Origin of the sequence: Citrobacter sp. Cf132 (assembly GCF_030333885.1) — a bacterium.
Taxonomy (GTDB): Bacteria; Pseudomonadota; Gammaproteobacteria; order Enterobacterales; family Enterobacteriaceae; genus Citrobacter; species Citrobacter freundii.
Genome location: NZ_JAOWFA010000057.1, coordinates 111,201 through 137,497, shown reverse-complemented (window position 1 = coordinate 137,497; position 26,297 = coordinate 111,201). Strand labels below are relative to the sequence as shown.

Below are 26,297 nucleotides of genomic sequence, written 5' to 3'. Positions count from 1 at the left end.
CCAGAATCACCAATACCTTTATTCACAGCCCCTATTGGCTGTGATAACGATATGGTGGCCGGCATTGTGCCTTATCCATTCACCGAATGAAACGCTGTTTTTTACCTCAACGGCGTAAGTATAGTCAATCTCTGTTTACATTTTGAGCGCGAGCCATACATTCAGTGCGGATTCATCCTACCTTTGACCTCATGAATTCAGGTCAGTTTCCCCAATATTCCAGAATCTTTCACTGTGTGCCGCCATCTGCAATAACTGTTCACACGGCGCAAACCGCGAGCCGTATTGCGTGGTCAGCCGTTGCAGAGTCGCAACCACTTCTCCCGCGCCGAGTGAATCCATATACCGGAACGGGCCGCCGAGGAATGGCGGAAAACCAATACCAAATACAGCGCCGATGTCGCCATCACGTGCGCTACGGACTATCTTCTCATCGAAACAACGAGCTGCTTCATTGAGCATTAACATGACACACCGCTCTGCTACCTGCGCAGCGGTAAGTCGGCCCTGACCCTGAACGCCAATAAGCGTATAAATTGCAGGGTCGACCTGTTTTTTGCTTTTACGCCCTTTCACACCATAAAGATAGAAACCCCGACCATTTTTTCTACCTTTGCGATCGTCATTCAAAATTGAAGCAACAACATTTGCAGGCGCGCTAAAACGTTCTCCATATGCAGCCTCAAGCACTGGTATAATTTTAGTGCCCGTATCAATTCCGACCTCATCCAAAAGTTGGATTGGCCCAACAGGAAAACCAAACTTAACCAGCGCGGCGTCTATGGTTTCGACCCGCTCGCCCTCAGTCAACATACGAATCGCTTCGTTAATGTAAGGCGCTAAAATGCGGTTAACGTAAAAGCCGGCCTTATCTCTGACCACTATCGGCGTTTTGCCCTGTTTTTTCGCTAACTTAACGGTAGTTGCAATCGTCTGCTCGGAGGTCGTGGCATGTGGGATCACTTCGACCAACGGCATTTTTTCCACCGGACTAAAAAAGTGTAAACCAATCACTTGTTCAGGCCTGGTAGCATTCGCAGCAATATCGCTAATGGGCAAAGATGAGGTGTTAGAAGCAAAAACGGTATGAGGTGCGCAATTTTGCTCAACTTCTGCCACCATCCGTTGTTTTAGCGACAGATCTTCAAACACGGCTTCAATAATCAAATCGCGATGCGCAAAGCCACGGTAGTCGATCGATCCCGAAATCAGCGCCAGTTGTTTATCGCGTTCGCTGGCTTTGATATGACGGCGGCGAACCTTCGTTTCAAGCTGATCCCAGCTATACTTCAGCGCATGGTTGATTCCCTTAGCGTTTATATCTTTGATTCGCACAGGCAAGCCGCCTTTACAGGCCGTCACATAAGCAATACCGCCCCCCATCAGACCGCCGCCCAAAATGCCAACGCTGTCCAGCGGACCGGGCTTCGCATCGCTTCCCGGATCCTTTTTCACGTCGGTGTTGGCAAAAAAGATGTGCCGTAGCGCCTGAGACTGGGATGTCATCGCCAGCTCACCAAACGCGCGGGCCTCTGCGTCGTAACCACTACTGCTGCCTTGCGCTAGCCCGGTTTCGATGACCTCAAGGATACGTTCTGTTGCAGGGTAGTTACCTTGCGTTTTTTGCGCCGTCTTTTTACTGGCCATGCGGAACAACAGCGCCCGCCCCAGCGGCCCCGCCAACACTCGCTCTCTCACGGGCAGTGTTCGTTGCGCAGAACTGTCCTTTTTAGCCAGTTCAACGGCCGCTTCCAGCAAAATGGAATGCGGTACAACTTCATCCACTAAACCAACTTTCAGCGCCTGTTTTGCGCGTAATTGTTTTCCGGTGAGGATCATATCCAGTGCGGTACTGACGCCAATCAGGCGCGGTAGCCGCTGCGTACCACCGGAGCCGGGCAACAAGCCAAGTTGTACTTCCGGTAAACCCAGTACGGTTTTAGCATCATCGGTACAAATACGGTTGTGGCATGCCAGCGCCATCTCCAGGCCACCGCCGAGGCATGCACCATGAATCGCGGCGATGACCGGGATCGGTAAAGCATTAATTTCCGCCATCATCTGCTGCCCCTGACGGGCCAGAGTTTCGGCTTCCTGCGCGCTGCGACAGCTACCAATCATGTTGATATCCGCCCCGGCAATGAAGTTATCGGGTTTAGCCGAAATAAACACCACACCACGCAATGCTTTGTTATCGCGGATTTGTTTCAGAATGGCCCGCACCTGAGAAGCAAACTCTGCTTTCAGGGTGTTCATTTTCTCTCCGGGCACATCAATGGTGACAACAGCAACGTTATCCAGACGTACGTTTAGTGTAAAAGCCGATGTCATTTCCATTATTCCGCCTCCAGAACCATTGCCGCACCCAGACCACCAGCTGCACAGGCTGTCACTAAACCAAAACCGCCGCCACGACGACGCAGTTCATGGAGGGTTTGAGTGATCATGCGCGCACCGGTGGCAGCAAAGGGGTGTCCATAGGCAATCGATCCGCCCAGCACGTTAAATTTACTGTCATCAACCTCGCCAGTGGCATGCCCCCTGCCCAGCACGTCGCGGGCAAAACGTTCGCTACCCAACAGCTGAAGATTCGCCAGCGTTTGCGCGGCAAAGGCTTCATGCATATCGATCAGGGTTAAATCTGCCATCGTCAGACCGGCTCTCTCCAGGGCAAGCGGTGTTGACCACGCCGGTCCCAGCAGCATGTCCTGCCAGACATCGATGGCGGTAAAAGCAAAACTACGCAAGTACCCCAGCGGCACCAGCCCCAACTCTTTCGCACGCGACTCCGTCATCATGATCACGGCGGCTGCGCCGTCCGTTAGCGGGGTACTGTTTGCCGCGGTGACGGTGCCGTGCTTACGGTCAAACGCCGGACGTAGTTTGGCGTAATCGGCCAGCGTAGAGTTACCGCGAATGTTGTTATCTTCTGAAAAAGGATCTTTAAACGGTGGCGCGTAGGTAGTCATTACCTCATCTGCCAGCTTTCCTTCAGCCCATGCCTGAGCGGCACGCTGATGAGAGCGGTGCGCCAGAGCATCCTGCTGCTCTCGGGTAATACCATAGGTTTTGGCCATTTGCTCCGCGGTATCCCCCATACGCAAACCGGTGGAATACTCGGCGACGGCTGGCGGCACAGGCATCAGGTCACGTAAGCGCAATCGGGAAAAGAGTTTAAGACGTTGACCGGTTGTCCGGGCCTTATTGACATCCACCAGCACCCGCGCCAGCTTTTTACTAACGCCAATAGGCAAGACTGACGAGGAGTCCGCACCACCCGCAATTCCAGCACGAATAGACCCCGCCATCAGGCTTTCCGCGACATTCGCCACCGCCTGGAAACTGGTCGCGCAGGCCCTGCTCACGCTGTATGCATCGGTATGTACATTCATGCCGGTTCCCAGCACAATTTCACGAGCAATATTTGGTGCTTCAGGCATTTGCACCACCTGACCAAAAACCAGTTGCTCGATCACATCGGCAGGAATTTCGCTGCGCGCCAGCAGCTCACCGACGACCATTTTACCTAAATCAACGGCGGGAATGCCATGAAACGCGGTAGCCTGACGAGCAAATGGCGTACGCAATCCACTTACAATGGCAATACGGTCGCCCTGGCGGGTAACCAGCGGTAAAGCCTGACTCATAACACTCCCCTGTAAAAAATAAAATAAGTGGTCTGACCTGATCATAGTCTTAACCAATTTTTTACATTTAGCCAAGCGGGGAGAAAAGAAAGTGGGAGCTAAGACACAGTGAATAATCACTGACAGTTACGAAAAAGCCCTTGCTATCAGATAGCAAGGGCTTTTGCAGAGGGGATTAACGCAGGCCCAGCTGGAAAATCAGCGTTTCAGCTTCACAGGCAAAAACAAAGTCGATATCCAGACGCACACCTTCTGACACTTCAGTAAAGGTCGAAGTGATTTGGCAAGGCTCAGATTCCACGCCACGTGCCTTTTCAGTCAGAGCGGCCAGTGTTTCTTCTGCCTCTGCGCGATTCGCGAACACACGGCTGTAGGACGCGGTGCAATCGGAGTTGTCCATGATGGTGCCAACATCCATACAGCAGCAAACCGGGGTTTCATCAGCACTGCATTTACTCATTGTAGATTTCCTCTGTATTCGCACCTGAGGTGCCAGATAAACGATAGGGATATTTTACGCTCCCATTATTCGCCTCTCCAGTCGTTAATTGTACGAAATGCGATAAGTGACCGAAATCACACTTAAAAATGATCTAAAACAAAAATCGCCCAAACAGGTGAGTGCGCACCTCCGCAATTTTGCCAGCTGGATCGCGTTTCTCTGATCAAATTTGAAAATATTTATAAACATACTTGCAACATTCCAGCTGGTCCGACCTATACTCACGCCACTGGTCTGATTTCTAAGTCGTACCTCAGACCCTACACTTCGCGCTCCTGTTACGGTATGTAACATTGTTTGTATAAAAATAAATCTATGAGGTTATGGTCATGAGCCAGAAAACCCTGTTTACAAAGTCTGCTCTCGCAGTCGCAGTGGCAATTATCTCCACACAGGCCTGGTCTGCAGGCTTTCAGTTAAACGAATTTTCTTCCTCTGGCCTTGGCCGGGCATATTCGGGTGAAGGCGCAATTGCAGATGATGCAGGAAACGCCAGTCGTAACCCGGCACTGATTATGATGTTCGATCGCCCTACTTTCTCAGCAGGTGCGGTGTATATCGATCCAGACGTTAATATTTCCGGTAAATCGCCATACACCGGACGCAGCACTGATGCGGACAACATCGCGCCTACGGCGTGGGTTCCCAATGCTCACTTCGTGATGCCTATCAACGAACAGTTTGGTTGGGGTGCTTCCGTTACCTCAAACTATGGTCTGGCTACCGAATTTAACGACAGCTACATCGTTGGTGAATACGGCGGTAAGACCGACCTTAAAACGGTCAACCTTAACCTGAGCGGTGCCTACCGTCTGAATGATAGCTGGAGCTTCGGTCTCGGTTTTAACGCCGTTTATGCTGATGCAAAAATTGAACGTTATTCTGGTGAGCAAACGGCTGCATTACCGAAGGTCAGCAACAAAATTGCCAGCCTGAAAGGGGACGAATGGGGCTACGGCTGGAACGCCGGGATTTTGTACGAACTGGATAAAAATAACCGTTATGGTTTAACGTACCGTTCTGAAGTTAAAATTGATTTTGATGGCGATTATAAGAGTGGCATCCGTACCCAGGCGAACGCCATACCTGGCGCTGGCACTACATTCCCATGGGGAACGACCAATGCCACCGTCCCGGGTTCTCTGACACTTAACCTGCCTGAAATGTGGGAATTGTCAGGTTATAACCGTATTGCACCACAGTGGGCTATCCACTACAGCATGGCCTATACCAGCTGGAGTCAGTTCCAGGAGCTGAAAGCCACAGGTTCCAATGGACAGACACTGTTCTATAAAGAAGAAGGCTTCAAAGATTCTTACCGCATTGCATTGGGTACGACTTACTATATGGATAAAAGCTGGACGTTCCGTACCGGTATTGCTTATGACGATAGCCCGGTTCCTGCAAGCAAGCGTTCCATCTCCATTCCGGACCAGGATCGTCTGTGGCTGAGTGCGGGTACGACTTACGCATTCAATGATGACGCATCCATTGACGTCGGCGTTTCTTATATGCACGGCCAGAAAGTGACCGTTAAAGAAGGCCCGTATACTTTCGATTCTGAAGGTAAAGCTTGGCTGTTTGGTACAAACTTCAACTACGCATTCTGATTTTCTTCAGACGTAAAAAAGGTGAGCTTTTTAGCTCACCTTTTTATTTGCCCAATTCCTTACTCAGAATCGATCTCTTTTAAATCGTCCTGAATGTCTTTCGCGTTCGGGTTTTCTTCTGGTTTGAGTTTCCCACCGTTCGCAATAAAGTCATGACGCTGGAAGTAAGCTTCACGCACCATAATGTAAGGATCGGAAGACTGACGCAGCAGACCGTCAGAGTCGAGCAATTGCGCGCGAGTTTCAATCCCTTCAACCGTCCATTTGCCTATCGACAACGGCCAGGTCAGCCAGGACAGTACCGGATACAGGGTATCGACCATATCGCCGCCGTCATCACGCAGTGTGAAACTACCGTAGAACGGAAGCTGCATATACGGCCCGTAACCCACGTCATAGTGGCCTAACGTACTGCCAAAGCGGTGTGGTTCAACGCGCTGCAACTTCGGATTAGCCATACCTGCCACATCGATAAAGCCGCCCATACCTAACAGGGTATTCAGGAAAAAACGGGTAAAGTGCACCATCCCCTGATAAGGATCGCCTTGCAGGAAATAGTTGACCATGACGGCCGGTTCTTCAAGGTTCCCCGTAAAGTTGCTTAAACCATTACGCGCCGGCTGCGGAACATAATCACGCCAGGCCACTGCTACCGGTCGAACAACATAGGGATCCAACACGTTAAAGTTGAAGTTGTACATGGTACGGTTGAACCCTTCAAATGGGTCCGAACGCCCCTGCTGCTCAGTACCGGAGCTCGCACACCCCACCAAAAGTGTGGTTCCCAGCGCAAGCGCCGACAGGCGAAGCTTCATAAGTATCTCCCTGTGTTTTATGGCTATCGCTGATTGCCATCCATGACGGAACGATGACGTATCCGCCTGTTTAGATGTGAGCGATTGTAACAGCACGTCAAATGATGTCTATATACCCTGTCTTACTGATTTGATCATAGCCTGGTAATACGTACTCCGCGGCGGTTCTATTCTAACTAACCCGATAAAAACAAACGTTACCATTTTTGCTATCTCAGACTTTCTCCCGCTGATTTTCAGACAAAAGCCGCTACGCTTTAGCAATACGTGCTTATTCAGGATTCGACCATGAATGACATCAAGAAAGATAAGATTGATCGACACAGCGACGAACTCGAAGTGGAAAGCGATGAAAAACTAACAGGGAAAAAGATAGAGCTTGATGAGGACAGACTCCCCTCCCGCGCCATGGCGATCCATGAACATATTCGCCAGGATGGGGAGAAAGAGATGGAGCGCGACGCAATGGCCCTGCTGTGGTCAGCCATCGCAGCCGGACTGTCGATGGGCGCCTCGCTACTGGCTAAAGGGATTTTTCACGTACAGCTGGAAGGTGTGCCAGGGGGATTTTTACTCGAGAACCTCGGTTATACTTTCGGCTTTATTATTGTCATTATGGCCCGCCAACAACTCTTTACCGAAAATACCGTCACCGCCGTACTGCCGGTGATGCAAAACCCTACCCTCGGCAATTTTGGCCTGTTGATGCGCCTGTGGAGCGTGGTACTGCTGGGTAATATTATTGGCACCGGGGTTGCAGCATGGGCGTTTGAACATATGCCGATTTTTGATGAAGAGACCCGCGATGCTTTCGTCAAAATTGGCATGGATGTGATGAAAAACACTCCTGTGGAGATGTTTTCCAACGCCATCATTTCTGGCTGGTTAATTGCCACGATGGTGTGGATGTTCCCCGCTGCCGGGGCGGCAAAAATTGTGGTCATTATTCTGATGACCTGGCTGATTGCGTTAGGTGATACCACGCATATCGTCGTTGGCTCCGTGGAAATTCTCTATCTGGTCTTTAATGGCACGCTGCACTGGAGTGATTTTTTCTGGCCCTTTGCGCTACCAACGCTCGCCGGGAATATCTGTGGCGGAACGTTTATTTTCGCGCTGATGAGCCATGCGCAGATCCGCAATGATATGAGCAACAAACGCAAGGAAGAAGCCCGGTTACAAGCAAAGCGTGATGAGCAAACGCAGAAAAACCAGAAAAAACAGGCCTGAATGGTGACTGTTTGAGCAGTCGGGCGGTCTGAGACTTACCGTTGTGAGTAAAAAACGCTATACTCGTGCCGCTTCGTCCCCTTAGTTAAATGGATATAACGAGCCCCTCCTAAGGGCTAGTTGCAGGTTCGATTCCTGCAGGGGACACTCTGATATTAATGCATCCTTTTTAAATCCAATCAATTACCAGCCAGTTCATCACTGGGCCAGGCGGTAGAACGGCACATTCCTCACTGTTGCAGTAAGATTGTCGGACACCATTGTCTGCTTTGTAGCTATCCGCATCCCTGCTTTTCTCAGCCTCAACACATCAGCGGCAATACGCTGGCTGCCAAACCAGAAAAGCCCGTCCAGCGCAGTGACATCAAGGCCCGATTCAAGTGCCAGCTTCAGACGTTCGCGTGGTGCTTTTACTGTTTTAGCAATCTGCTGATATGGCGATTCGCTTGAACCTGCAGGGCTAATGCGCCGGATTCGATGCGACAGGCGGTACTGAAATTCATCCGGTATCCCACCGAGACTCGCTTTCAGGCTGTAAACACAACCAAAGCGTTTTCCGTTAAAGATGACGTTTTTCTGACTAAGCTGCAGCTCTTCACGCACGCTGGCAATCAGTTGCGGGGTACGGAGTAATAACAGGCGGAAAGGCAACTCAAAACTGGTCACGTAGTCCACATTCAATAAAGCAATACGCAGACGCTCTTGCGGTCCCGCCTTCAATTCGCGACATTCAGTAATAACATCAGCCCACTGGCCGGTAAGGCGGGAACTCTCAGTCGCCTCAGTAAAGCTGTATTTTTCAGTCTCATAATCAATACGTTCAGTCACACGGAATTCCCTTCTGGCCACATCTCGGTATCGGTTGTTCACTTTACCAGCGACAAGATTGCTATGTCAGGAATCTTTTCTTAACCCGCCCAATATTTGCTTCATACCATCACACTAAGATGACGACAACTGACCGATCCGGCGCGTTTACCGGATCGGTACAGCGGCGTCATGTCAGACAACAAAACGATTGACCAGCCCCTTCATGGTGACCGACAGATTGTCCAGCCGCTGGCTGTCGCTCGCGGCCTGAGAAACCAGCGCCGCATTTTGCTGCGTAACCTGCTCCATCGGTCGCAGAGCCTGGTTTATCTGGGTTACCCCTTGCGACTGTTCCGTCGCCACACGCGCGATATCCGCAATATATTGCTTCATACTGGTGGTATTGTCCGCTGCCGCTTCCAGCGCGGTAGCAGACGCCGTGACCCGCTCAACGCCCTCACTAATTTTAACCATATTCTGCGCAACCAGCTCGCGGATCTGGTTAGCTTCTTTGGCGCAACGCTGTGAAAGATTCCGCACTTCACTGGCCACAACCGCAAACCCCCTGCCCATCTCTCCTGCCCGCGCAGCTTCCACTGCCGCATTCAGCGCCAGTAAGTTAGTCTGAAACGAGATATCATCAATTGAGGTCACAATATTCGATATTTTCTCACTGGAAGCGCGAATATCCCCCATACTCTGGTTCGCCGCAGAGGCAACGTTACTGGCCTGTCGGACCTCTTTTTCCAGCCTGATTGTCAGATGCTCCGCTTCGCGGGCATTATCCGCTGTTTGCGTAATCGCAGTTGATAGCTGCTCCATACTGGCCACGGCTTGTACTATTGATGCAGCCTGTTCATCTGTACGTTGAGCCAAATCCTGATTTCCCACCGTAATACTGCTGCTGGCATCGGACAAAACCACGGCACCTTGTTTAATCTCCTGTACGATATGCTGAATACTTTCCAGCATCGTGTTATAGGCACGATTAAGTGAGGAAAGCTCATCTTTACCCGGCGTCGCCAGACGTTGAGTCAGATCGCCATTCATCCCCGCAATCTTGCGCAGCGTGTCGCTGAATTGGCGATGCATATTGATTGCGATGGCTCCAGCGAAGGTCAATGATGCCAGTAGCGCTAACAAGCTGACGACCATATATATTTGCCAGTTTTTTCGTGCATCCTGCGCGAGTTTTTCTGCATTCGCCAACAGAAGATTCGCCGTCACATTTTCTATCTGCCGCATCACTTCAATACGCTGGGTTTGTACTTTGAACCAGGTAGTAGGATCGACACCAAATCCACCGTTCTCGACATGATTAAACGCGGTTTCACGAAATGAGAGGGCTTTTGACGCTTCTGCAGATTGTAAGCGATTTTTCAACATGGCCGCCTGTTCCGGCGAGCTCAGGCGCAACGATTGTGCCAGCCAGACGTTCTGTTTACTGACGACATCACTGAGCTGATGTAACTGTCCGTCGGCGAAATGACCGGAGGAAAAGATATTTGATAACAGTGCCCGTTCAATACCCGCTTGTTCTTTCAAATTCAGCAGATTGTAGTAGGCGGCGAATGCGTTTGCCATTTCGCCAGAATCCGTCAACTGCCCCAACTTGCCGACAAAACTCAGCACATCAGCAATGACGTTGGTGTAAAACTTAACCACATCTGCGGCCGGAAGCCCCAACTGCGTGACATTTTCCCGGATGGTGGCGAGCGAAAGAATGTTTTTCTTAAACGCAGCGACAGAGGTAGCAACATCCCCTTCCGGTAATGCAGTATCGGACAACGAGCGCACGAATACCTCGATCTCGCGATCGGTCAAAGCCCGCTGTGCGTTTAACTCATCTTTAAACGTAGTCCCTGCAGCTCCCAGAAATCCGACACTCATTCCCCGTTCTTTTTGCAGTTCATGCACCACATTTCCGGCACTGCGTGCGAGCGCTGTCAGTTGGGCAATATTCTCCATCTGCCGTTCTGTCTCAATGCGCGTCAATATTCCTGAACCTGCAAACCAACACAACGCCAGTAATAGTGGTTGTAGCGCGATTATTAACTTCATTTTCATCGGCATTCGATAAACCCACCACATGCCACTTCCCTCCATTGTCCATATTTTCATTATGGTTATCGGCGTAAAGAAGCGGCTCTTTAAATTTGAGCAATGGGCAACTGTTTGTTTTTTAGATTAAATATTTACCAGAATAACTCTATTTAATTACTTCAATCAGAATAAAACGCTGACTAATGTGAATCTGCAAACCTATGCTCCATTTTATTAACTTATTCGGCATATTATTTTTTATTAAAAAAATCAGGTAATCATCAACTGATTCAGCAAGGGAGAGAGACTCAGGACAGTGATAGCAGTCGAGATAACAACCGTGACTGCGGCCATCATTATGGCGTCCCGCCGAACGTTAAGGTTATAATCCTTACAACTATTTTTTGGATTAGAAGCGACAATGACAAAACTTACCCTACAAGAACAGATGCTTAAAGCGGGTCTGGTCAGCAGCAAAAAAATGGCGAAAGTGCAGAGAACGGCGAAAAAATCGCGCGTTCAGGCTCGTGAAGCCAGAGAAGCGGTTGAAGAGAATAAAAAAGCGCAGATCGAGCGTGATAAGCAACTCAGCGAACAACAGAAGCAGGCCACGTTGTCTAAAGAGTATAAAGCGCAGATCAAGCAACTAATTGAAATGAATAAAATCACCATTACCCGTGGCGATATTGGTTACAACTTTACTGACAATAATCTGATCAAAAAAGTCTATGTTGATAAGGTGACTCAGTCTCAGTTGATCAAGGGCCGCCTGGCTATTGCCCGTCTGACGGCTGAAAGTGGTAGCGAGAGCGAATACGCCATCATTCCGGCAGTCGTCGCCGACAAGATTGCCCAGCGCGATGCAAGCTATATCGTGCTTAATTGCGAACTGAGCCAGGAAGCTAAGGATGAAGACGATCCGTATGCTGATTTTGTCATTCCTGATGATCTGATGTGGTAAGCAAAACCCCTCAATAATCACCCGGAATTTCGTCACATATTTCGGTGAACGCTCACGCCGCCACCGAAATACTGTCAACGTCTCTTCATCCCCACATTCCGCCTGCTAAAACTTATAGTGTTCTTTGCTCAGTCCGTATTTTCTCATGCGTAAATAGAGTTTTTTACGCGGGATTTGTAAATACTCCGCGACTTCATTAATACGCCCCTGATGGATATTTAGCGCTTCAGTAATGATCTGCCGCTCGTACTCGTCGACCCGACGATCGAGCGGTGTCGGTTGAGGCAAATGCAGTTGCGGATTCGCGGTTTCAGCCAGTGGCAATAGCCCAACGGCAAAAAGCTCGGCGGCATTGGCCAGTTCCCGAACATTGCTTAACCACACGCGACGCCGCATACCTTTTAGTAATTCCCCGTCAACCTCAGGCACAGGATGGTTCAGACGCAGGCAGGCTTTCTGCAGATAATGGCGAAACAGCGGTTCAATATCATCCGGTCGCTGAGACAACGGCTGGCAACCAATTTGCGTCATCGCAAAACAGTAATAGAGTTCGGCCACAATCTGGTTGGTTGCCGCCAGTTCCACCAACGAAGTGGCGCCAATGCCAATTAAGCGAAACGGACGTCGCTCCTGGCTTTGCAAATGCACCAGTTGGTGTTGCTGTTCACGCGTCAGGCACTCAATATGGCTCAGAACCAGCGTTCCCCCTTGCGCCTGGGCAATAAGGTCATTGAGTTGTTCCGAGTTCCCAGGCGTCAGTTCACCGCGAATAAACGCTCCTTCAGCGCTGCGCCCAAGTTGATGTAAATAACGGGCCCCGGTCATACGCCCGGTTCCCGGCTCGCCATAAAACCAGACGGCAATATCCGTTTCCGCCAGTTGCCGTAAACGCTGGCGATACTGATTAACCCAGTCACTGTAACCGACCAGTTCAACTTGTAGCTTTTGCTGGCAATAGTGACGACGTGCAATCACAGATTTTCTCTGACGCAACGCATCCTCTACCAACACCAGCAGTTTGCCAGGATCAACCGGTTTTTGCAGAAAGTCCCACGCCCCTTTCTTCACCGCGTCCACCGCCATCGGAACATCGCCATGCCCGGTGATCAACAGGATCGGAAGCTGATTGTCATCCTGATGAAACAACGTCATCAGGTCGATTCCGTTACAGCCAGGCATACACACATCGCTCAGGACAATCCCTGGCCAGTCGGCCTGCAACCAATTTCGGGCATCAAAAGGGTTACTGCATGCGAATACATGATATCCCTCCTGTTCAAGCAACAGGGTGTAAGCGTCGAGAACATCGGCATCATCATCAATAAGCAGAACAGAATATTCATCACTCAACATCGTTTACATCCGTCAGATTAAATTGCAGAACGACACAGGCATTGCGCCCCGGGGTTGACGCCAGGCGCAGTTCGCCGTTCATTTGCATCATTAACGATACACAAATCGATAAGCCAATACCGAGGCCAACATCCTTACTGGTGGTAAACGGTTTTAACAGTGATGGCAATAATGCCCCAGGCCAGCCGGGGCCGTTATCGCTGATAAATACGCACAACCGGCCGCCTTCGGTCTGCCAGCGAACATCTATTTTCGCCGCTACCGGACAGGCATCCAGCGCATTTGCCAGGACGTTTACCAGCACCTGCTGAATACGCACTTCATCACCAGCCACCCACACGCTACGGTCTGGGAGCGTCAGCGTACCCTGCTGTGGCTTATGCCGCATGGACAACAGTTCCCAGGCAGCGTTGAACGTTTGTCGGAGATCGACCGGATGCAGAGGCGTACCTGGCTCGGCCCGGCGCGCAAACTGACGCAGCGAACGGATAATGGCATCAATGCGAGTAATCAGTCCCTCCGCTTTGGTTAATGTGCTTCTGGCCTGAGCGGATTGCCCCTGTTCAATTGCCCTCCCCGCCGTAAACAGGTACATCGACAGCGCATTCAGCGGTTGATTAATCTCGTGCGCCAGCGTGGTCATAGTCTGGCCGACCACCGCCAGTTTTGCGGTTTGGATCAGCTCATCCTGCGTTGCGCGAAGATCGGATTCAATCTCTTTGCGCTCGGTCACTTCCTGCTCCAGCTGATTTTTTTGCGCGCTCAACTGGCCCAGAGTATGGCGCAGCAAGCCTGCGATACGCCCCAGTTCATCGCGTCCATATACCGGGATAGTGGCATCCGTTCTGCCAAGACCAATTTGCACCACGGCCTGGTTGAGCGCAGTAAAACGTTTCACCAGACGCGAACGAATGAAGTAGTGATTAAGCCCCCAGGCGAGAAGTAGCGCCAGCAGCGTCGCCAGCAGGATAAGTCCACCGCTGACACGAACAATTTGTTCCAGCCGTTGATTAAACGTCTGCATTTGCTGATGGCTACTCCCCAGTTGCGCTTCAAGCAGTGTTCGAAAGCGCCCAAGTGTGGCCTCTCTGGCATGGCTGGCATCAACGAGCGCTTTTTGCGCGGCGACATAATCGCGCATGGTATCGGGCATTTTATTTTTCATCATCCCGATTTCCAGCAGCTCATCGATAGTTTGTCGCAGTGTGATAGTGCTGGGCCAGTCATCAAGGGTACGGATATTTTCATCCGCCGTTTTCTTCAGATTTTCCAGGTAGCGGATGTGATTCTCCACCAGCATTCCGTCGTCGCTACCCGATTTCAGTTCATTAAGCCTGTCGCGTAAATCATCAACGATCTGGTTTTCAATTCTTGCCAAGGTGTAAACCTGCTGCTGCTCGTTTTGCACCTCTCGGGCACGTTTGAGATACAGCGCCGCATCACCATTTTTGGCCTCGATTTGATCCAGCAACGTCCCCTGCTGCCAGGTAAAATCCTGCACCAGTGAATTCAGCTCAGTAGTAAAATCATCATGTAGCCAATCAATGCGCGCGGAAAGTTCGCTCACTTTTTCGCGGACAAGGAACATGTTGTAGAGCACCCGGTCCAGTTCTGCCATCAGCGCCCGGCTGTCTTGCAAAATCACCGCCAGCTGCTGCTGTTCTGCTGGTTGCAACCCCCTGCTCAGCACTTCGATTTTATCCAGATGCGAGATTATCTGATTGCGCAGTTGCAGCCTTACCGTCGTATTGGGAGCCAGCAGGAATTCATTAAGCTGGTCCACAACCAGGTTGAGATTCCCTTCAATCAAAAAAGCGGAATGCACGCGCGGGAAGTAATCATCAAGCGAATAGCGTATCTGCGAGCTCTGCTCATGCCAGGAGTACAAACTGACGCAGCTTACGCTCAACGTCAGTAATGCGCCCGTCAGAAAGGCTCCTCGCAGACTGCTGCTGATGCTGAGCTGACGCAGACGGTGCAGTATCGATCCCCCTTTCATTTTAATTCTTCCAGTTTTGATATCGCCTGACGCTGATTTTTAAGAAACCAGAGCTGCCACTCCATCATCTGCTGTTCGGCAATGCTTTTATTATCAAACTGCGCAAGCCAGGCTTCATCTTCACTACTTTTGGCATCTATCGGAACGCTGGTCAGTAAGGCTCTGATTTCGGGTAGCGGGCGTTTCAGGCGAGCTTCCGCACTGTATAGCGCCCGCCATGCATCCTTTAGTTGCGCAAGACGAAAACTGATTGCGGTATCAAACATCCGCTGCACCAACTGTTGCCGCTTGAGGATCAGCCGATAATTAAGCGCAGGCTGGTTCATTAAAATAGCCTGCTGAGCAGCGCGGGGATTATCAGATGCGAGCTGCGTTACCGGGTATTTCCCCGTATTAGCATCCGCAAGGATCCGCTGTCCCTCCGGGCTTAACAAATAGCGGATAAAACGACGCGCTTCATTGGGGTGCTGGCTGTTATTGAGAACAGCAACATAGGTTGGCGATACCGCCGAGCGTGGAAAATAGGTAAACGCCAGGTGAGGATCGTTAAGCAACAAGTTGGCATAATTATCAATGACCGGCCCCGCAACGCCAAGGCCGCTCTTAATTTTGTCGGCTACGCCAAAACTGCGTGATGAAATCGTCACCAGATTTCCAGCACTCGCCAGTAATGTCGCCCAGCCCTCTTCCCACCCTTTTTGCTGTAGCAACGACTCAACCATCAGATGGTTGGTATCGGAACGCGACGGGCTACTCATTAACAAAGCGTTCTGATATTTAGGATGCGTTAAATCCCCCCAGTCAGCAGGAGGCGACAAATGACGCACCGCCAGCGCAGAACGGTTAATCAATAGGCCAAAACCAGATATCGCAACAGCCACGGAGGTAGAACGAATCGAGTCCGGCACCAGCCGCTGGCTTTCCGGCAGCACATTATCGAAGGGCGCCAGCTTCTGATGCTCCTGAAGATGCTGCAACAGCATGGGCGACGAGGTCAAAATCAAATCGACGTTCTCCGCATTGGCAGTATCAAGCAGTTGTTCCAGTGAACTGCTGGTCCGGTTTAATGTGCGAATCATCACCGACCCCGGTTCCGTCTGCCAACGCTGAATAATCCAGGCCGTTGCCCCCGGTGAAAAGGTTGTTGCCATTACCAGCTCTTTACCCTGCGCCAGACAACTCACCGACAGCGACATAAAACAGAGCAAGATCGCCCAACAACGCCCCCGGCCCAAAAGTCTGTTTGTGATCCCGTTCATAAATACCAACATGTGCAAAAAATAATATTGAGACAAAACTTACCCGTTTATCACTGCCAGAGGGAAGAATAAGGTTATTCGTAGAATAACCAAACGGAAAGTGACGGCATCGGTAAAGAATACCCGAAAACGCAGCCTGAATTTGTTAATATCCGCACACACCGATGATAAAAACGTCCGTAAAAGAATAGAATTGAAAATCCATTATTTAAAAAGAGTCAAAATCAGCCACGCAATCCACAAATTGTGTCAATAGTGACTCATTTCATCAACTTGAGTTTCTCTGCCGCCTATTTCACTCTTCACTGCGAAAAATCCTGATATTCACATCAATATAAATTTAGGTGATGATATGTTATCAATATTTAAAACAGGGCCAGCGGCAAATAAAGTCCCGGCGGAGAAAGTCCAGGAAACGTATGGCCGATACCGCATTCAGGCATTACTCAGCGTATTTCTTGGCTATCTTGCGTACTATATTGTGCGCAATAACTTCACGCTCTCAACACCGTACCTGAAGGAACATCTGGATCTCAGTGCCACACAAATTGGTCTACTCAGCAGCTGCATGCTTATTGCTTATGGGATCAGTAAAGGCATTATGAGCAGCCTGGCAGACAAGGCCAGCCCTAAGGTCTTTATGGCATGCGGCCTGATTCTGTGCGCCATTGTAAACGTCGGTTTAGGATTCAGTACCGGATTCTGGATTTTTGCCGCTCTGGTCGTTTTCAATGGTTTGTTCCAGGGTATGGGCGTTGGCCCTTCATTTATTACCATTGCCAACTGGTTTCCGCGTAAAGAACGTGGACGCGTTGGCGCATTCTGGAATATCTCTCACAATGTTGGCGGTGGTATTGTTGCCCCGATCGTGGGTGCCGCCTTTGCCATTTTGGGGAGCGAGCACTGGCAAAGTGCCAGCTATATTGTTCCGGCCGGTGTGGCCGTCCTGTTCGCTTTTATTGTGCTAATGCTGGGGAAAGGTTCACCGCGCCAGGAAGGCTTACCGGCTCTGGAACAAATGATGCCGGAAGAAAAAGTCGTATTAAATTCCCGACACGCTGTCCAGGCGCCAGAAAATATGAGTGCCTTCCAGATCTTCTGCACTTATGTGCTGCGTAATAAGAATGCCTGGTATGTTTCACTGGTAGATGTCTTCGTCTATATGGTACGTTTTGGCATGATTAGCTGGTTGCCTATTTATCTGTTAACCGAAAAACATTTTTCGAAAGAGCAAATGAGCATCGCTTTTCTGTTTTTTGAATGGGCAGCAATCCCTTCCACATTACTGGCGGGTTGGCTTACCGATAAACTGTTTAAAGGCCGTCGCATGCCGCTGGCCATGATTTGTATGGCGCTGATTTTCGTCTGTTTGATCGGCTACTGGAAAAGTGAATCCCTGCTGATGGTCACTATTTTTGCCGCCATTGTGGGTTGCCTGATCTATGTTCCACAGTTCCTCGCTTCTGTTCAGACGATGGAAATCGTCCCCAGCTTCGCAGTGGGGTCAGCGGTAGGTTTACGCGGATTTATGAGCTACATTTTTGGCGCGTCGCTGGGAACCAGCCTGTTTGGCGTAATGGTCGACAAAATGGGATGGCATGGCGGATTCTATCTGTTGATGGGTGGAATTGTCTGCTGCATCCTGTTTTGCTACCTCTCTCATCGTGGCGCGCTGGAGCTCGAACAACAGCGAAAAAATGCTCAGCAAGAGGAAGCCTCACTCCAGTTGGCGGATGCCCGGTAATTCATTTCGCTCTCACAAAAAAGTGCCAGCGATGCTGGCACTTCAATAACTCAGATAAATAACAAAAAGCTCAACGTGATAATTTATTGCTAAACGTAACATTCCAAATTATTGCTTACCGTAACCCACCATAAAGCGAATAATCAAACCGCAAGCAGGAGCAAGAAACAGGAATAACCCGGTTACCATTTCGTTACCATTGGTCAATCGCATAGTAAAAAAGTAAATTAATGCCGTAAGGATGGCCATGCCGAGAAAAGCGCTGATTGACGCCGCAGCGCCCATAACCTGCCAGATATAGCAACTGACGCACAAAATGCTCAGAGCGAGAAAGATCCAGAAATAGAGCATAGCGATACCTCCTGTTTGCCGTAAACTTAACGTAAGTCCTTACACTCCCTTAACTTTATATTCTAAGACAATTCCTATCCTCGTGCAATTTCAGCAACATCTTAGTTACAAAAATCCTTCACCTGCATACTATTACTCTCTCGGGCAGACATTTATTTAATCTGCATAAAAACAACGGATTATATATAGGTTAATTTTTGTTCTTAATCGCCTTAAAAACATTTACGAATCTTGAGTAATTATTTCTGGCTGACATTAATTTTCGGGTGTACATTGTGCGTCCGATCATTCATGCCCCCTCGTGGTTTTGTCCTGACTCAGTTTTACACTCTTTACAGGAACCAATGTCGTTCATGGCGGCCTAACGATCAGTACAGAGTGTAAAGCGAAAGACAAAGAATCTTCGCGATACATCTATTTCGTATCAACAACAGGTGCTTATGTTCCCCCAATGTAAATTTTCACGCGCGTTTTTGCATCCGCGCTACTGGCTCACGTGGTTTGGTGTTGGAGTGCTCTGGTTACTGGTACAGCTTCCCTATCCCGTATTGTGTTTTCTTGGTACCCGTACAGGAACGCTGGCTCGTCCATTTTTAAAACGCCGTGAATCTATTGCACGTAAAAATCTCGAACTCTGTTTCCCAAATTTGTCGCAGGAAGAAAGAGAGAAACTGGTCGATGAGAATTTCCGTTCACTCGGCATGGGGCTACTTGAAACAGGTATGGCCTGGTTCTGGCCGGACCGTCGAGTGCGTAAATGGTTTGATGTAGAAGGACTGGACAACCTGAAGCGCGCCCAGTTGCAAAATCGTGGCGTGATGGTTGTCGGCGTACACTTTATGTCGCTTGAGTTGGGTGGCCGCGTAATGGGGCTTTGTCAGCCAATGATGGCGACCTATCGCCCGCACAACAATAAGTTGATGGAGTGGATCCAAACCCGTGGTCGTATGCGCTCCAACAAGGCGATGATCGGCAGAAATAATCTGCGTGGTATTGTCGGTGCTCTGAAAAAAGGAGAAGCCGTATGGTTTGCCCCCGATCAGGACTACGGTCGTAAAGGAAGCTCGTTTGCCCCCTTCTTTGCCGTCAAAGATGTGGCAACCACCAACGGTACCTACGTGCTGTCGCGTTTGTCTGGTGCAGCGATGCTGACCGTAACCATGGTGAGAAAAGCAGATAACTCTGGTTATCGCCTGTTCATCACGCCTGAAATGGAAGGTTACCCGTCTGATGAGTGCCAGGCAGCGGCCTATATGAATAAAATTATCGAAAAAGAGATCATGCGCGCCCCCGAGCAGTATCTCTGGATCCACCGTCGCTTCAAAACGCGCCCGATGGGTGAAGCCTCGTTGTATATCTGAAAAGAAAGGCCGCAAGGCCTTTCTTTTTTTCTACGGCTGAATTACTTCACGCCCCATTTATTGTGGAGTTCAGTCATTCGTTCGCTATAGCTTCGGGCAATGCAGGCTGGCTCATCATCCTTCTCCTTCCAGCACTCGTTGCGTCCTTTGATCCAACCGCGCTGCTCTGCTTTTAACATCGGATCATTCTTCGATTTAGCCAGTGCCTGTTTAAAAATTTCGTTCAATTTCAGATCCATTGCAGAGAGCGATGGGCTCTGGCAAATAATATCTTCCGCACTTCCCTTTTGAACAGCAGAGCAGGAGTAAGACGGACCTGCGTTGGTCGATTTTTTCGCTGGAGAATATTCAATATTATCCTCCGGCAGGCAAACCACGTGCTTACGATTAGGTCCAGTCCAGGATACGTCCGGATTTCCGTCATCTTTGCGGGAGATAGAAACGGTATTTTTACCACTTGTCGCCTCCCAATAGTTTTCATTGAAAGCCTTCACCGTCGCCTTCCCGCCATCAATCCAGACATTGCCTTTACCATCACTATTCACACCACCAATACTTGCGCAGCTGAAATTGAACGCCAGCGGCGAGGCCGCCATCGACGTCAACGGCGTAAGAGCGAGTGCTAACATCATTAACCTGGTCATTTTTAACCTTTTCATTATTAAATTCCGCGAAAAATTAACCGCATTAACATCATGGCGATATGAGAACTATCCGAGTAAGCATTCCGTCGCTCAATAGCAATTTATTACCGAAAGAAATTAAACTGTCGCCGAATCACGACACTTGTAAGTTATTAAAATTAAATAAAAAAATGCCTCTTGTCTCACCTCATTTTTAGGCGTACATTAGCGCCGTCTGGAGCATTAAAGCTCAGAATTCTGAGGTGATGCAGCCAAGTAAACGAGGGGAATTCTCCATTTCGTTTATGCGTGCATCAGCTCTCTGTCAGGTAAGCATATGTTCATTTAGACATACCCAAGGTATGCGGAGAGATGAAAAGTGAAATATTTCTTTATGGGCATTTCTTTTATGGTCATCGTTTGGGCCGGTACTTTCGCCCTGATGATCTAAATTAAAAGACGCAGCAAAAAACAGGAGCCATCAGGCTCCTGTTTGCATTTTGGGGGAACATTCGGTCAATCGGTACTTTCAGAAGTCGATTTTGCACTGGTCGGTAACAGGCCATCTGCACGGAACATTGCTTTGATACCGCGAATAGCCTGACGGGTACGGTCACGGTTTTCAATTAACGCAAAACGCACATGCGTATCACCATAATCACCAAACCCAATCCCCGGTGAAACGCATACCTTCGCTTCATTCAGCAGTTTCTTGGCAAACTCAAGTGACCCCATCCCGGCGTATTGCTCTGGAATTTTCGCCCAAACGTACATCGAGGCTTTTGGCACCTCGACCATCCAGCCAGCTTCATGCAGCCCTTTGACCAGCACATCACGACGACGTTTATATTGCTCTGCAATATCTCGCACGCACTGCTGATCGCCTTCCAGCGCGGCGATAGCCGCAACCTGTAACGGTGTAAAGGTCCCGTAATCGTGATAGCTCTTAATTCGCGCCAGCGCGTTCACCAGCGTTTTATTGCCCACCATAAAACCGATACGCCAGCCCGCCATGTTGTAGCTTTTCGACAGAGTGAAAAATTCAACTGCGACATCGCGAGCGCCCGGTACCTGCATTATCGATGGCGCTTTCCAGCCGTCATAAACAATATCAGCGTAGGCCAGGTCGTGAACCACCAGCACGTCATAGCGTTTAGCCAGAGCCACAACTTTTTCGAAGAACTCCAGCTCGACGCATTGCGCAGTCGGGTTCGACGGGAAACCTAAGATCATCATCTTCGGTTTCGGATAGCTTTCGCGAATCGCGCGCTCCAGCTCATTAAAGAAATCGACGCCTTCGACCAGCGGCACAGATCGTACCTGCGCGCCGGCAATCACCGCGCCATAAATATGGATGGGATAACTTGGGTTGGGTACGAGGACCGTATCACCGTGATCGAGCGTTGCCAGCATCAGGTGCGCAAGTCCCTCTTTGGAACCGATGGTCACAATGGCTTCGGATTCAGGATCGATCTCAATGTCATAGCGTTCCTGGTACCAGCGGGAAATCGCCCGACGCAGACGCGGAATACCGCGAGAGGTGGAATAACCGTGCGTATCCGGGCGCTGCGCCACGGTACACAGTTTTTCAACAATGTGAGGAGGCGTGGCCCCATCCGGGTTCCCCATGCTGAAGTCGATAATATCTTCGCCGCGCCGACGCGCAGCCATCTTCAGTTCAGCCGTGATGTTAAAAACGTACGGGGGAAGGCGATCAATACGCGTAAAGCGACGTTCAGGGCGGGAGTCAGCCATAATATCCTCAGATTAACGTTAGCGCCCGGACCGTCCGAGCGACGCTGCCACGATGGTGGCACGTTTAGAAAATAGCCTGAATAATTTCCTTCTGTCGAGAGGCAAAACAAAATATTTTTTCCTGACAAAAAAGAGGAACAACATAGTAAAATGAGGAAATATTCATTTTCACAACCCGCTTAAAATTACCATCATTTAACATTTTGTTGTTAAATACATTACCTTGAATGCAGCGCTGACAGGACAGGTATTGTAAATACAACAATCATGCAACAATCCCCTTTTAATATTATGGTTTTTCCTCATTAGGCACAGGCTGCGTGGGTGCTGGTCATCCTGGCCCAGGTTACCTATCATAGAGGTTTAACCCTTGCGCAAGAGTCACCCGTGCACGAAATATTCAATATGCTGCTGGCGGTATTTGACCGGGCAGCACTGATGCTGTTCTGTCTGTTTTTCCTGATTCGTATCCGCCTGTTCCGCGAACTGTTGCACAAATCAGCCCACTCCCCAAAAGAGCTGCTCGCCGTTACCGCGATTTTCTCAATGTTTGCCCTGTTCAGTACCTGGTCCGGCGTACCGGTTGAAGGCTCACTGGTTAACGTGCGTATTATCGCGGTCATGTCAGGGGGGATTCTGTTTGGCCCGTGGGTCGGTATCATTACGGGCCTCATCGCGGGTACCCACCGCTATCTGATCGACATCGGCGGCGTCACCGCCCTGCCCTGTTTTATCACCAGTATTCTGGCAGGCTGTATTGCCGGGTGGATCAACCGTAAGATCCCTAAAGCGCAGCACTGGCGAGCGGGCATTTTAGGCGGAATGCTGTGCGAATCCCTGACGATGATCCTCGTCGTCGTCTGGGCCCCCTCTACCGCACTGGGGCTGGATATTGTCTCAAAAATCGGTATCCCAATGATCCTGGGCAGCGTCTGCATTGGCTTTATCGTCATGCTAGTGCAAAGCGTGGAGGGCGAGAAAGAGGCCAGCGCTGCGAAGCAGGCTAAGCTGGCGCTGGATATTGCCAACAAAACCTTGCCGCTTTTTCGGCAGGTTAACAGCGAGTCGCTCCGCCAGGTATGCGAAATTATTCGCCATGACATCCATGCGGACGCCGTCGCGATTACCAATACCCAGCACGTTCTGGCCTACGTTGGCGTGGGGGAACTTAACTACCGTGATAACGATGATTTCGTCAGTCCTACCACTCAGCAGGCGATCAATTACGGAAAAATCATCATTAAAAACAATGATGAAGCGCATCGCACACCGGAAATACACTCCATGCTGGTGATCCCGCTGTGGGAGAAAGGTGTTGTCACCGGTACGCTAAAAATCTACTACTGTCACGCCCACCAGATAACCTCCTCGCTGCAGGAAATGGCTATTGGCCTGTCGCAAATTATCTCGACTCAGCTTGAAGTTTCCCGGGCGGAACAGCTACGCGAAATGGCAAATAAGGCAGAGCTACGCGCACTACAAAGTAAAATAAATCCTCATTTCCTGTTTAACGCCCTGAACGCGATTTCATCCTCGGTACGGCTTAACCCAGACACCGCACGCCAGCTCATTTTTAATTTGTCGCGTTATCTTCGCTACAATATCGAATTAAAAGACGATGAGCAGATCGACATCAAAAAAGAGCTGTATCAAATCAAGGATTACATCGCCATCGAACAGGCGCGTTTTGGCGACAAACTAACGGTTATTTATGATATCGATGAAGAGGTAAGCTGTTATATTCCCAGCCTGCTGATTCAGCCGCTGGTAGAAAACGCTATCGTCCATGGGATTCAGCCCTGCAAAGGGAAAGGTGTGGTCACCATCAGCGTGGCGGAGTGTGGTAACCGGGTACGGATAGCCGTGCGGGATACGGGCCACGGTATCGATCCAAAAGTGATTGAACGGGTCGAATCCAATGAAATGCCGGGCAATAAAATTGGTCTATTGAATGTGCACCATCGCGTTAAGCTGCTCTACGGTGAGGGATTACATATCCGCCGTCTGGAGCCCGGCACTGAGATTGCCTTTTATGTACCGAATCAGCATTCGCCCGCAGCCGCACCGGCCACATTGTTGCTTTAACCAGGAGTGAAGTCGTGAAAGTCATCATTGTTGAAGATGAATTCCTGGCCCAACAGGAACTGAGCTGGCTGATAAAAGAGCACAGCCAGATGGAGATTGTCGGCACGTTTGACGATGGTCTGGACGTGCTGAAATATCTCCAGCACAACCGCGTTGACGCCATTTTTCTGGATATTAATATTCCCTCGCTGGACGGCGTATTGCTGGCACAAAATATCAGCCAGTTCGCGCATAAACCTTTTATTGTGTTTATTACCGCGTGGAAAGAGCACGCCGTTGAAGCCTTCGAACTGGAAGCTTTTGACTACATTCTGAAGCCGTACCAGGAATCACGCATTGTCAGCATGCTGCAAAAGCTGGAAGCCGCCTGGCAACAGCAGCAAACTGGAACTTCGCCCGCCAGTCCGGTGGCCCGCGAAAACGATACGATCAACCTGATCAAAGATGAGCGGATCATCGTGACCCCGATCAACGACATCTACTACGCAGAAGCCCATGAAAAGATGACGTTTGTCTACACCCGGCGCGAATCGTACGTGATGCCGATGAACATCACCGAATTTTGCAGCAAACTGCCGGCTTCGCATTTCTTCCGCTGCCACCGCTCGTTCTGCGTGAATCTGAATAAAATCCGCGAGATCGAACCCTGGTTTAACAATACCTATATTTTGCGCTTAAAAGATCTGGAATTTGAAATCCCGGTTAGTCGGAGTAAAGTGAAAGAGTTCAGACAGTTAATGCACTTATAGCGCAGAGAAAGAGCGATGAAAGAGCCAGGCCTTCCCGCAGACCAACAGTTTTTCGCCGATCTGTTCAGTGGCCTGGTGTTAAACCCACAGCGTCTGGGGCACGTGTGGTTCGCAACCCAGCCCGCCACGTTACCGACCGGCAGTTTATGTATTGATCTTCCGCGCCTTGATATCGTGCTACGTGGGGAATACAGCAACCAACTGCAAAAACAGCAGCATAACCTGGCAGAAGGCGACATGCTGTTTATCCCGGCGAAAGCGGCCAATCTGCCCGGCGGCGACAAACCCGTGATGCTGCTGAGCCTGGTTTTTTCTCCGGCATGGCTGGGACTCTCTTTTTACGATAATCGAACCGCATCGCTGCTTCGTCCGGTACGCCGTATTGAGTTACCCCATCCACAGCGCGGCGAAGGCGAGGCGATGCTCACCGCATTAACGCATTTAAGCCGCTCTCCTCAGGCCCAGGATATCATTCAGCCGTTGGTGCTTAGTCTGCTGCATCTGTGTCGTAGCGTGGTGAATACCCGCCCAGACACAGAGCGCCCACGCGCTGAATTTCTCTATCATAGTATGTGTAATTGGATACAAGATAACTATGCCCAGCCGCTGACTCGCGAAAGCGTGGCGCAGTTTTTTAATATCACACCCAATCACCTGTCAAAAGTTTTTGCCCAGCACGGCACTATGGGGTTCGTCGAGTATCTGCGGTGGGTAAGAATGGCGAAGGCGCGCATTATCTTGCAGAAATACCATCTGTCGATTAGCGAAGTCGCACAGCGGTGTGGATACCATGACAGTGATTATTTCTGCCGCCTGTTCCGGCGTCAGTTTGGCCTGACGCCGGGAGAGTACGGCGCGCGTTTTCAGTCAGCGCGTTGATTATGTCAACACCTGCCAAGGCCGCCGCATCTTTGCTTTATGGTGAGTCGTTACAGCCGATGTCTGTGTGTTTAGCCCAATTGACCATTCCCTGGAAATCAACAATCACCACGGATTCATCGCCAACCACCCAGGCATCATGGCCTGGAGGAATGCGCGACAGCTCACCGGGCTTACAATCAAATTCGCTGCCATCATCCATTTTTATCCGCAGCACACCGGAAACGTGGTACTGAAAATGAGGGGCTTCGCAACTCTTCGTTCCAGCGATAGGTTGAACTGACGTAGACCACCGCCAGCCTGGTTCCAGGACCGCACGGCCGACAATTGCACCTCCCACATCGAGAAGCTCCAGTCGCCCGTGAGGGAATTCACGAACTTCGTCTGGAAGACCAAATGACTTCACTTCTGCTTTGTCCATTGCGCACCTCCTTAGGTTGATTACGCGCATGGCCGCTCTTAAATTATATCAGCAGCGGTCATTTATTGTACGATTCGTAATCTCAGCCAGGATCGTTGTA

General features: G+C 50.0%; 22 protein-coding genes and 1 tRNA gene. 10 read left to right on the top strand and 13 right to left on the bottom strand.

Features of this window, described 5'->3' with window-relative positions:
* Nucleotides 1-189: 189 nt before the first annotated feature.
* From fadJ to OGV85_RS14010, 3 genes are all read right to left on the bottom strand, one after another.
* Nucleotides 190-2,337: a fatty acid oxidation complex subunit alpha FadJ gene (gene fadJ / locus OGV85_RS14020; protein WP_061547533.1), complete on the bottom strand. Its 2,148-nt coding sequence runs from the start codon at nt 2,335-2,337 to the stop codon at nt 190-192.
* Nucleotides 2,337-3,647, bottom strand: coding sequence for an acetyl-CoA C-acyltransferase FadI (gene fadI, locus OGV85_RS14015; RefSeq protein ID WP_003028183.1), 1,311 nt, complete (start codon nt 3,645-3,647; stop codon nt 2,337-2,339). Before fadI ends, fadJ begins: the two co-directional genes overlap by 1 nt.
* Before the next feature lie 175 nt (nt 3,648-3,822).
* Complete coding sequence (locus OGV85_RS14010; protein ID WP_003028186.1) at nt 3,823-4,107, bottom strand: YfcZ/YiiS family protein; 285 nt, start codon at nt 4,105-4,107, stop codon at nt 3,823-3,825.
* 371 nt (nt 4,108-4,478) lie between these two features.
* On the opposite strand from OGV85_RS14010, the gene fadL reads away from it, so the two are divergent.
* On the top strand, nt 4,479-5,759 hold the full coding sequence (gene fadL / locus OGV85_RS14005; protein ID WP_003845058.1) for a long-chain fatty acid transporter FadL: 1,281 nt from the start codon (nt 4,479-4,481) through the stop codon (nt 5,757-5,759).
* A gap of 59 nt (nt 5,760-5,818) precedes the next feature.
* Here fadL and mlaA read toward each other — a convergent pair whose 3' ends face one another.
* Nucleotides 5,819-6,574, bottom strand: coding sequence for a phospholipid-binding lipoprotein MlaA (gene mlaA, locus OGV85_RS14000; RefSeq protein WP_003028190.1), 756 nt, complete (start codon nt 6,572-6,574; stop codon nt 5,819-5,821).
* A gap of 288 nt (nt 6,575-6,862) precedes the next feature.
* Here mlaA and OGV85_RS13995 point away from each other — a divergent pair, with 288 nt between their 5' ends.
* Both OGV85_RS13995 and OGV85_RS13990 read left to right on the top strand, forming a co-directional pair.
* On the top strand, nt 6,863-7,804 hold the full coding sequence (locus OGV85_RS13995) for a formate/nitrite transporter family protein (protein WP_046670109.1): 942 nt from the start codon (nt 6,863-6,865) through the stop codon (nt 7,802-7,804).
* Nucleotides 7,805-7,879: 75 nt separating this feature from the next.
* Nucleotides 7,880-7,951 (top strand) — tRNA-Arg (locus OGV85_RS13990).
* Between the two features lie 51 nt (nt 7,952-8,002).
* On the opposite strand, the gene OGV85_RS13985 is transcribed toward OGV85_RS13990, so the two are convergent.
* Together OGV85_RS13985 and OGV85_RS13980 are read right to left on the bottom strand one after the other, a co-directional pair.
* The gene (locus OGV85_RS13985; RefSeq protein WP_032936546.1) at nt 8,003-8,632 is read right to left on the bottom strand and encodes an ECs1377 family protein; all 630 of its coding nucleotides are present in this window, start codon (nt 8,630-8,632) and stop codon (nt 8,003-8,005) included.
* Nucleotides 8,633-8,806: 174 nt separating this feature from the next.
* Complete coding sequence (locus OGV85_RS13980) at nt 8,807-10,705, bottom strand: methyl-accepting chemotaxis protein (RefSeq protein WP_003845056.1); 1,899 nt, start codon at nt 10,703-10,705, stop codon at nt 8,807-8,809.
* Nucleotides 10,706-11,078: 373 nt separating this feature from the next.
* Here OGV85_RS13980 and OGV85_RS13975 point away from each other — a divergent pair, with 373 nt between their 5' ends.
* A complete protein-coding gene (locus OGV85_RS13975) occupies nt 11,079-11,618 on the top strand; it encodes a DUF2058 domain-containing protein (protein WP_003839289.1) in 540 nt (179 codons plus the stop codon).
* A gap of 105 nt (nt 11,619-11,723) precedes the next feature.
* On the opposite strand, the gene pgtA is transcribed toward OGV85_RS13975, so the two are convergent.
* From pgtA to pgtC, 3 genes are read right to left on the bottom strand one after another with little or no spacing between them, the layout of a single operon-like run.
* Nucleotides 11,724-12,971 (bottom strand): two-component system response regulator PgtA, encoded by a 1,248-nt coding sequence (gene pgtA, locus OGV85_RS13970; protein ID WP_003028223.1) that lies wholly within the window; start codon nt 12,969-12,971, stop codon nt 11,724-11,726.
* The gene (gene pgtB, locus OGV85_RS13965) at nt 12,961-14,955 is read right to left on the bottom strand and encodes a two-component system sensor histidine kinase PgtB (RefSeq protein ID WP_174775180.1); all 1,995 of its coding nucleotides are present in this window, start codon (nt 14,953-14,955) and stop codon (nt 12,961-12,963) included. Before pgtB ends, pgtA begins: the two co-directional genes overlap by 11 nt.
* Nucleotides 14,956-14,966: 11 nt before the next feature.
* Nucleotides 14,967-16,166, bottom strand: a complete 1,200-nt coding sequence (pgtC, locus tag OGV85_RS13960) for a phosphoglycerate transport regulator PgtC (RefSeq protein WP_156485340.1) — start codon at nt 16,164-16,166, stop codon at nt 14,967-14,969.
* Nucleotides 16,167-16,581: 415 nt separating this feature from the next.
* Between pgtC and pgtP the strand changes: the two genes are divergently transcribed.
* Nucleotides 16,582-17,973: a phosphoglycerate transporter PgtP gene (gene pgtP, locus OGV85_RS13955; RefSeq protein WP_032949709.1), complete on the top strand. Its 1,392-nt coding sequence runs from the start codon at nt 16,582-16,584 to the stop codon at nt 17,971-17,973.
* A 108-nt stretch (nt 17,974-18,081) separates the two neighbouring features.
* Here pgtP and OGV85_RS13950 read toward each other — a convergent pair whose 3' ends face one another.
* Nucleotides 18,082-18,324, bottom strand: a complete 243-nt coding sequence (locus tag OGV85_RS13950) for a YfdY family protein (RefSeq protein WP_003028231.1) — start codon at nt 18,322-18,324, stop codon at nt 18,082-18,084.
* A gap of 440 nt (nt 18,325-18,764) precedes the next feature.
* Here OGV85_RS13950 and lpxP point away from each other — a divergent pair, with 440 nt between their 5' ends.
* A complete protein-coding gene (lpxP, locus tag OGV85_RS13945; protein ID WP_032949710.1) occupies nt 18,765-19,685 on the top strand; it encodes a kdo(2)-lipid IV(A) palmitoleoyltransferase in 921 nt (306 codons plus the stop codon).
* Nucleotides 19,686-19,726: 41 nt separating this feature from the next.
* Here the strand turns inward: lpxP and OGV85_RS13940 are convergent, their stop codons facing one another.
* Entirely contained in the window at nt 19,727-20,344 is a 618-nt protein-coding gene (locus OGV85_RS13940; protein WP_061547535.1) for a lysozyme inhibitor LprI family protein, read from the bottom strand.
* Nucleotides 20,345-20,687: 343 nt separating this feature from the next.
* Here OGV85_RS13940 and ypdK point away from each other — a divergent pair, with 343 nt between their 5' ends.
* The gene (gene ypdK, locus OGV85_RS13935) at nt 20,688-20,759 is read left to right on the top strand and encodes a membrane protein YpdK (protein WP_010723117.1); all 72 of its coding nucleotides are present in this window, start codon (nt 20,688-20,690) and stop codon (nt 20,757-20,759) included.
* Between the two features lie 65 nt (nt 20,760-20,824).
* Here ypdK and alaC read toward each other — a convergent pair whose 3' ends face one another.
* Nucleotides 20,825-22,063 (bottom strand): alanine transaminase, encoded by a 1,239-nt coding sequence (gene alaC, locus OGV85_RS13930; protein WP_061547536.1) that lies wholly within the window; start codon nt 22,061-22,063, stop codon nt 20,825-20,827.
* Between the two features lie 387 nt (nt 22,064-22,450).
* On the opposite strand from alaC, the gene OGV85_RS13925 reads away from it, so the two are divergent.
* From OGV85_RS13925 to OGV85_RS13915, 3 genes are read left to right on the top strand one after another with little or no spacing between them, the layout of a single operon-like run.
* Nucleotides 22,451-24,148, top strand: coding sequence for a sensor histidine kinase (locus OGV85_RS13925; RefSeq protein WP_003028239.1), 1,698 nt, complete (start codon nt 22,451-22,453; stop codon nt 24,146-24,148).
* 14 nt (nt 24,149-24,162) lie between these two features.
* Nucleotides 24,163-24,897, top strand: coding sequence for a two-component system response regulator YpdB (gene ypdB / locus OGV85_RS13920; protein WP_032936528.1), 735 nt, complete (start codon nt 24,163-24,165; stop codon nt 24,895-24,897).
* Nucleotides 24,898-24,912: 15 nt separating this feature from the next.
* On the top strand, nt 24,913-25,776 hold the full coding sequence (locus tag OGV85_RS13915; protein ID WP_003845017.1) for an AraC family transcriptional regulator: 864 nt from the start codon (nt 24,913-24,915) through the stop codon (nt 25,774-25,776).
* 37 nt (nt 25,777-25,813) lie between these two features.
* Here the strand turns inward: OGV85_RS13915 and OGV85_RS13910 are convergent, their stop codons facing one another.
* A complete protein-coding gene (locus OGV85_RS13910) occupies nt 25,814-26,197 on the bottom strand; it encodes a cupin domain-containing protein (RefSeq protein ID WP_080953243.1) in 384 nt (127 codons plus the stop codon).
* Between the last annotated feature and the right edge of the window lie 100 nt (nt 26,198-26,297).

What these genes read in the sequence shown, in the direction of transcription:
- fadL (WP_003845058.1), top strand. Translation starts at nt 4,479, where the DNA reads ATGAGCCAGAAAACCCTGTTTACAAAGTCTGCTCTCGCAGTCGCAGTG.
- OGV85_RS13915 (WP_003845017.1), top strand. Translation starts at nt 24,913, where the DNA reads ATGAAAGAGCCAGGCCTTCCCGCAGACCAACAGTTTTTCGCCGATCTG.
- pgtA (WP_003028223.1), bottom strand. Translation starts at nt 12,971, where the DNA reads ATGTTGAGTGATGAATATTCTGTTCTGCTTATTGATGATGATGCCGAT.
- OGV85_RS13980 (WP_003845056.1), bottom strand. Translation starts at nt 10,705, where the DNA reads ATGTGGTGGGTTTATCGAATGCCGATGAAAATGAAGTTAATAATCGCG.
- pgtP (WP_032949709.1), top strand. Translation starts at nt 16,582, where the DNA reads ATGTTATCAATATTTAAAACAGGGCCAGCGGCAAATAAAGTCCCGGCG.
- OGV85_RS13975 (WP_003839289.1), top strand. Translation starts at nt 11,079, where the DNA reads ATGACAAAACTTACCCTACAAGAACAGATGCTTAAAGCGGGTCTGGTC.
- OGV85_RS14010 (WP_003028186.1), bottom strand. Translation starts at nt 4,107, where the DNA reads ATGAGTAAATGCAGTGCTGATGAAACCCCGGTTTGCTGCTGTATGGAT.
- OGV85_RS13940 (WP_061547535.1), bottom strand. Translation starts at nt 20,344, where the DNA reads ATGAAAAGGTTAAAAATGACCAGGTTAATGATGTTAGCACTCGCTCTT.
- OGV85_RS13910 (WP_080953243.1), bottom strand. Translation starts at nt 26,197, where the DNA reads ATGGACAAAGCAGAAGTGAAGTCATTTGGTCTTCCAGACGAAGTTCGT.
- alaC (WP_061547536.1), bottom strand. Translation starts at nt 22,063, where the DNA reads ATGGCTGACTCCCGCCCTGAACGTCGCTTTACGCGTATTGATCGCCTT.
- pgtC (WP_156485340.1), bottom strand. Translation starts at nt 16,166, where the DNA reads ATGTCGCTGTCGGTGAGTTGTCTGGCGCAGGGTAAAGAGCTGGTAATG.
- fadJ (WP_061547533.1), bottom strand. Translation starts at nt 2,337, where the DNA reads ATGGAAATGACATCGGCTTTTACACTAAACGTACGTCTGGATAACGTT.
- OGV85_RS13995 (WP_046670109.1), top strand. Translation starts at nt 6,863, where the DNA reads ATGAATGACATCAAGAAAGATAAGATTGATCGACACAGCGACGAACTC.
- OGV85_RS13950 (WP_003028231.1), bottom strand. Translation starts at nt 18,324, where the DNA reads ATGCTCTATTTCTGGATCTTTCTCGCTCTGAGCATTTTGTGCGTCAGT.
- lpxP (WP_032949710.1), top strand. Translation starts at nt 18,765, where the DNA reads ATGTTCCCCCAATGTAAATTTTCACGCGCGTTTTTGCATCCGCGCTAC.
- mlaA (WP_003028190.1), bottom strand. Translation starts at nt 6,574, where the DNA reads ATGAAGCTTCGCCTGTCGGCGCTTGCGCTGGGAACCACACTTTTGGTG.
- fadI (WP_003028183.1), bottom strand. Translation starts at nt 3,647, where the DNA reads ATGAGTCAGGCTTTACCGCTGGTTACCCGCCAGGGCGACCGTATTGCC.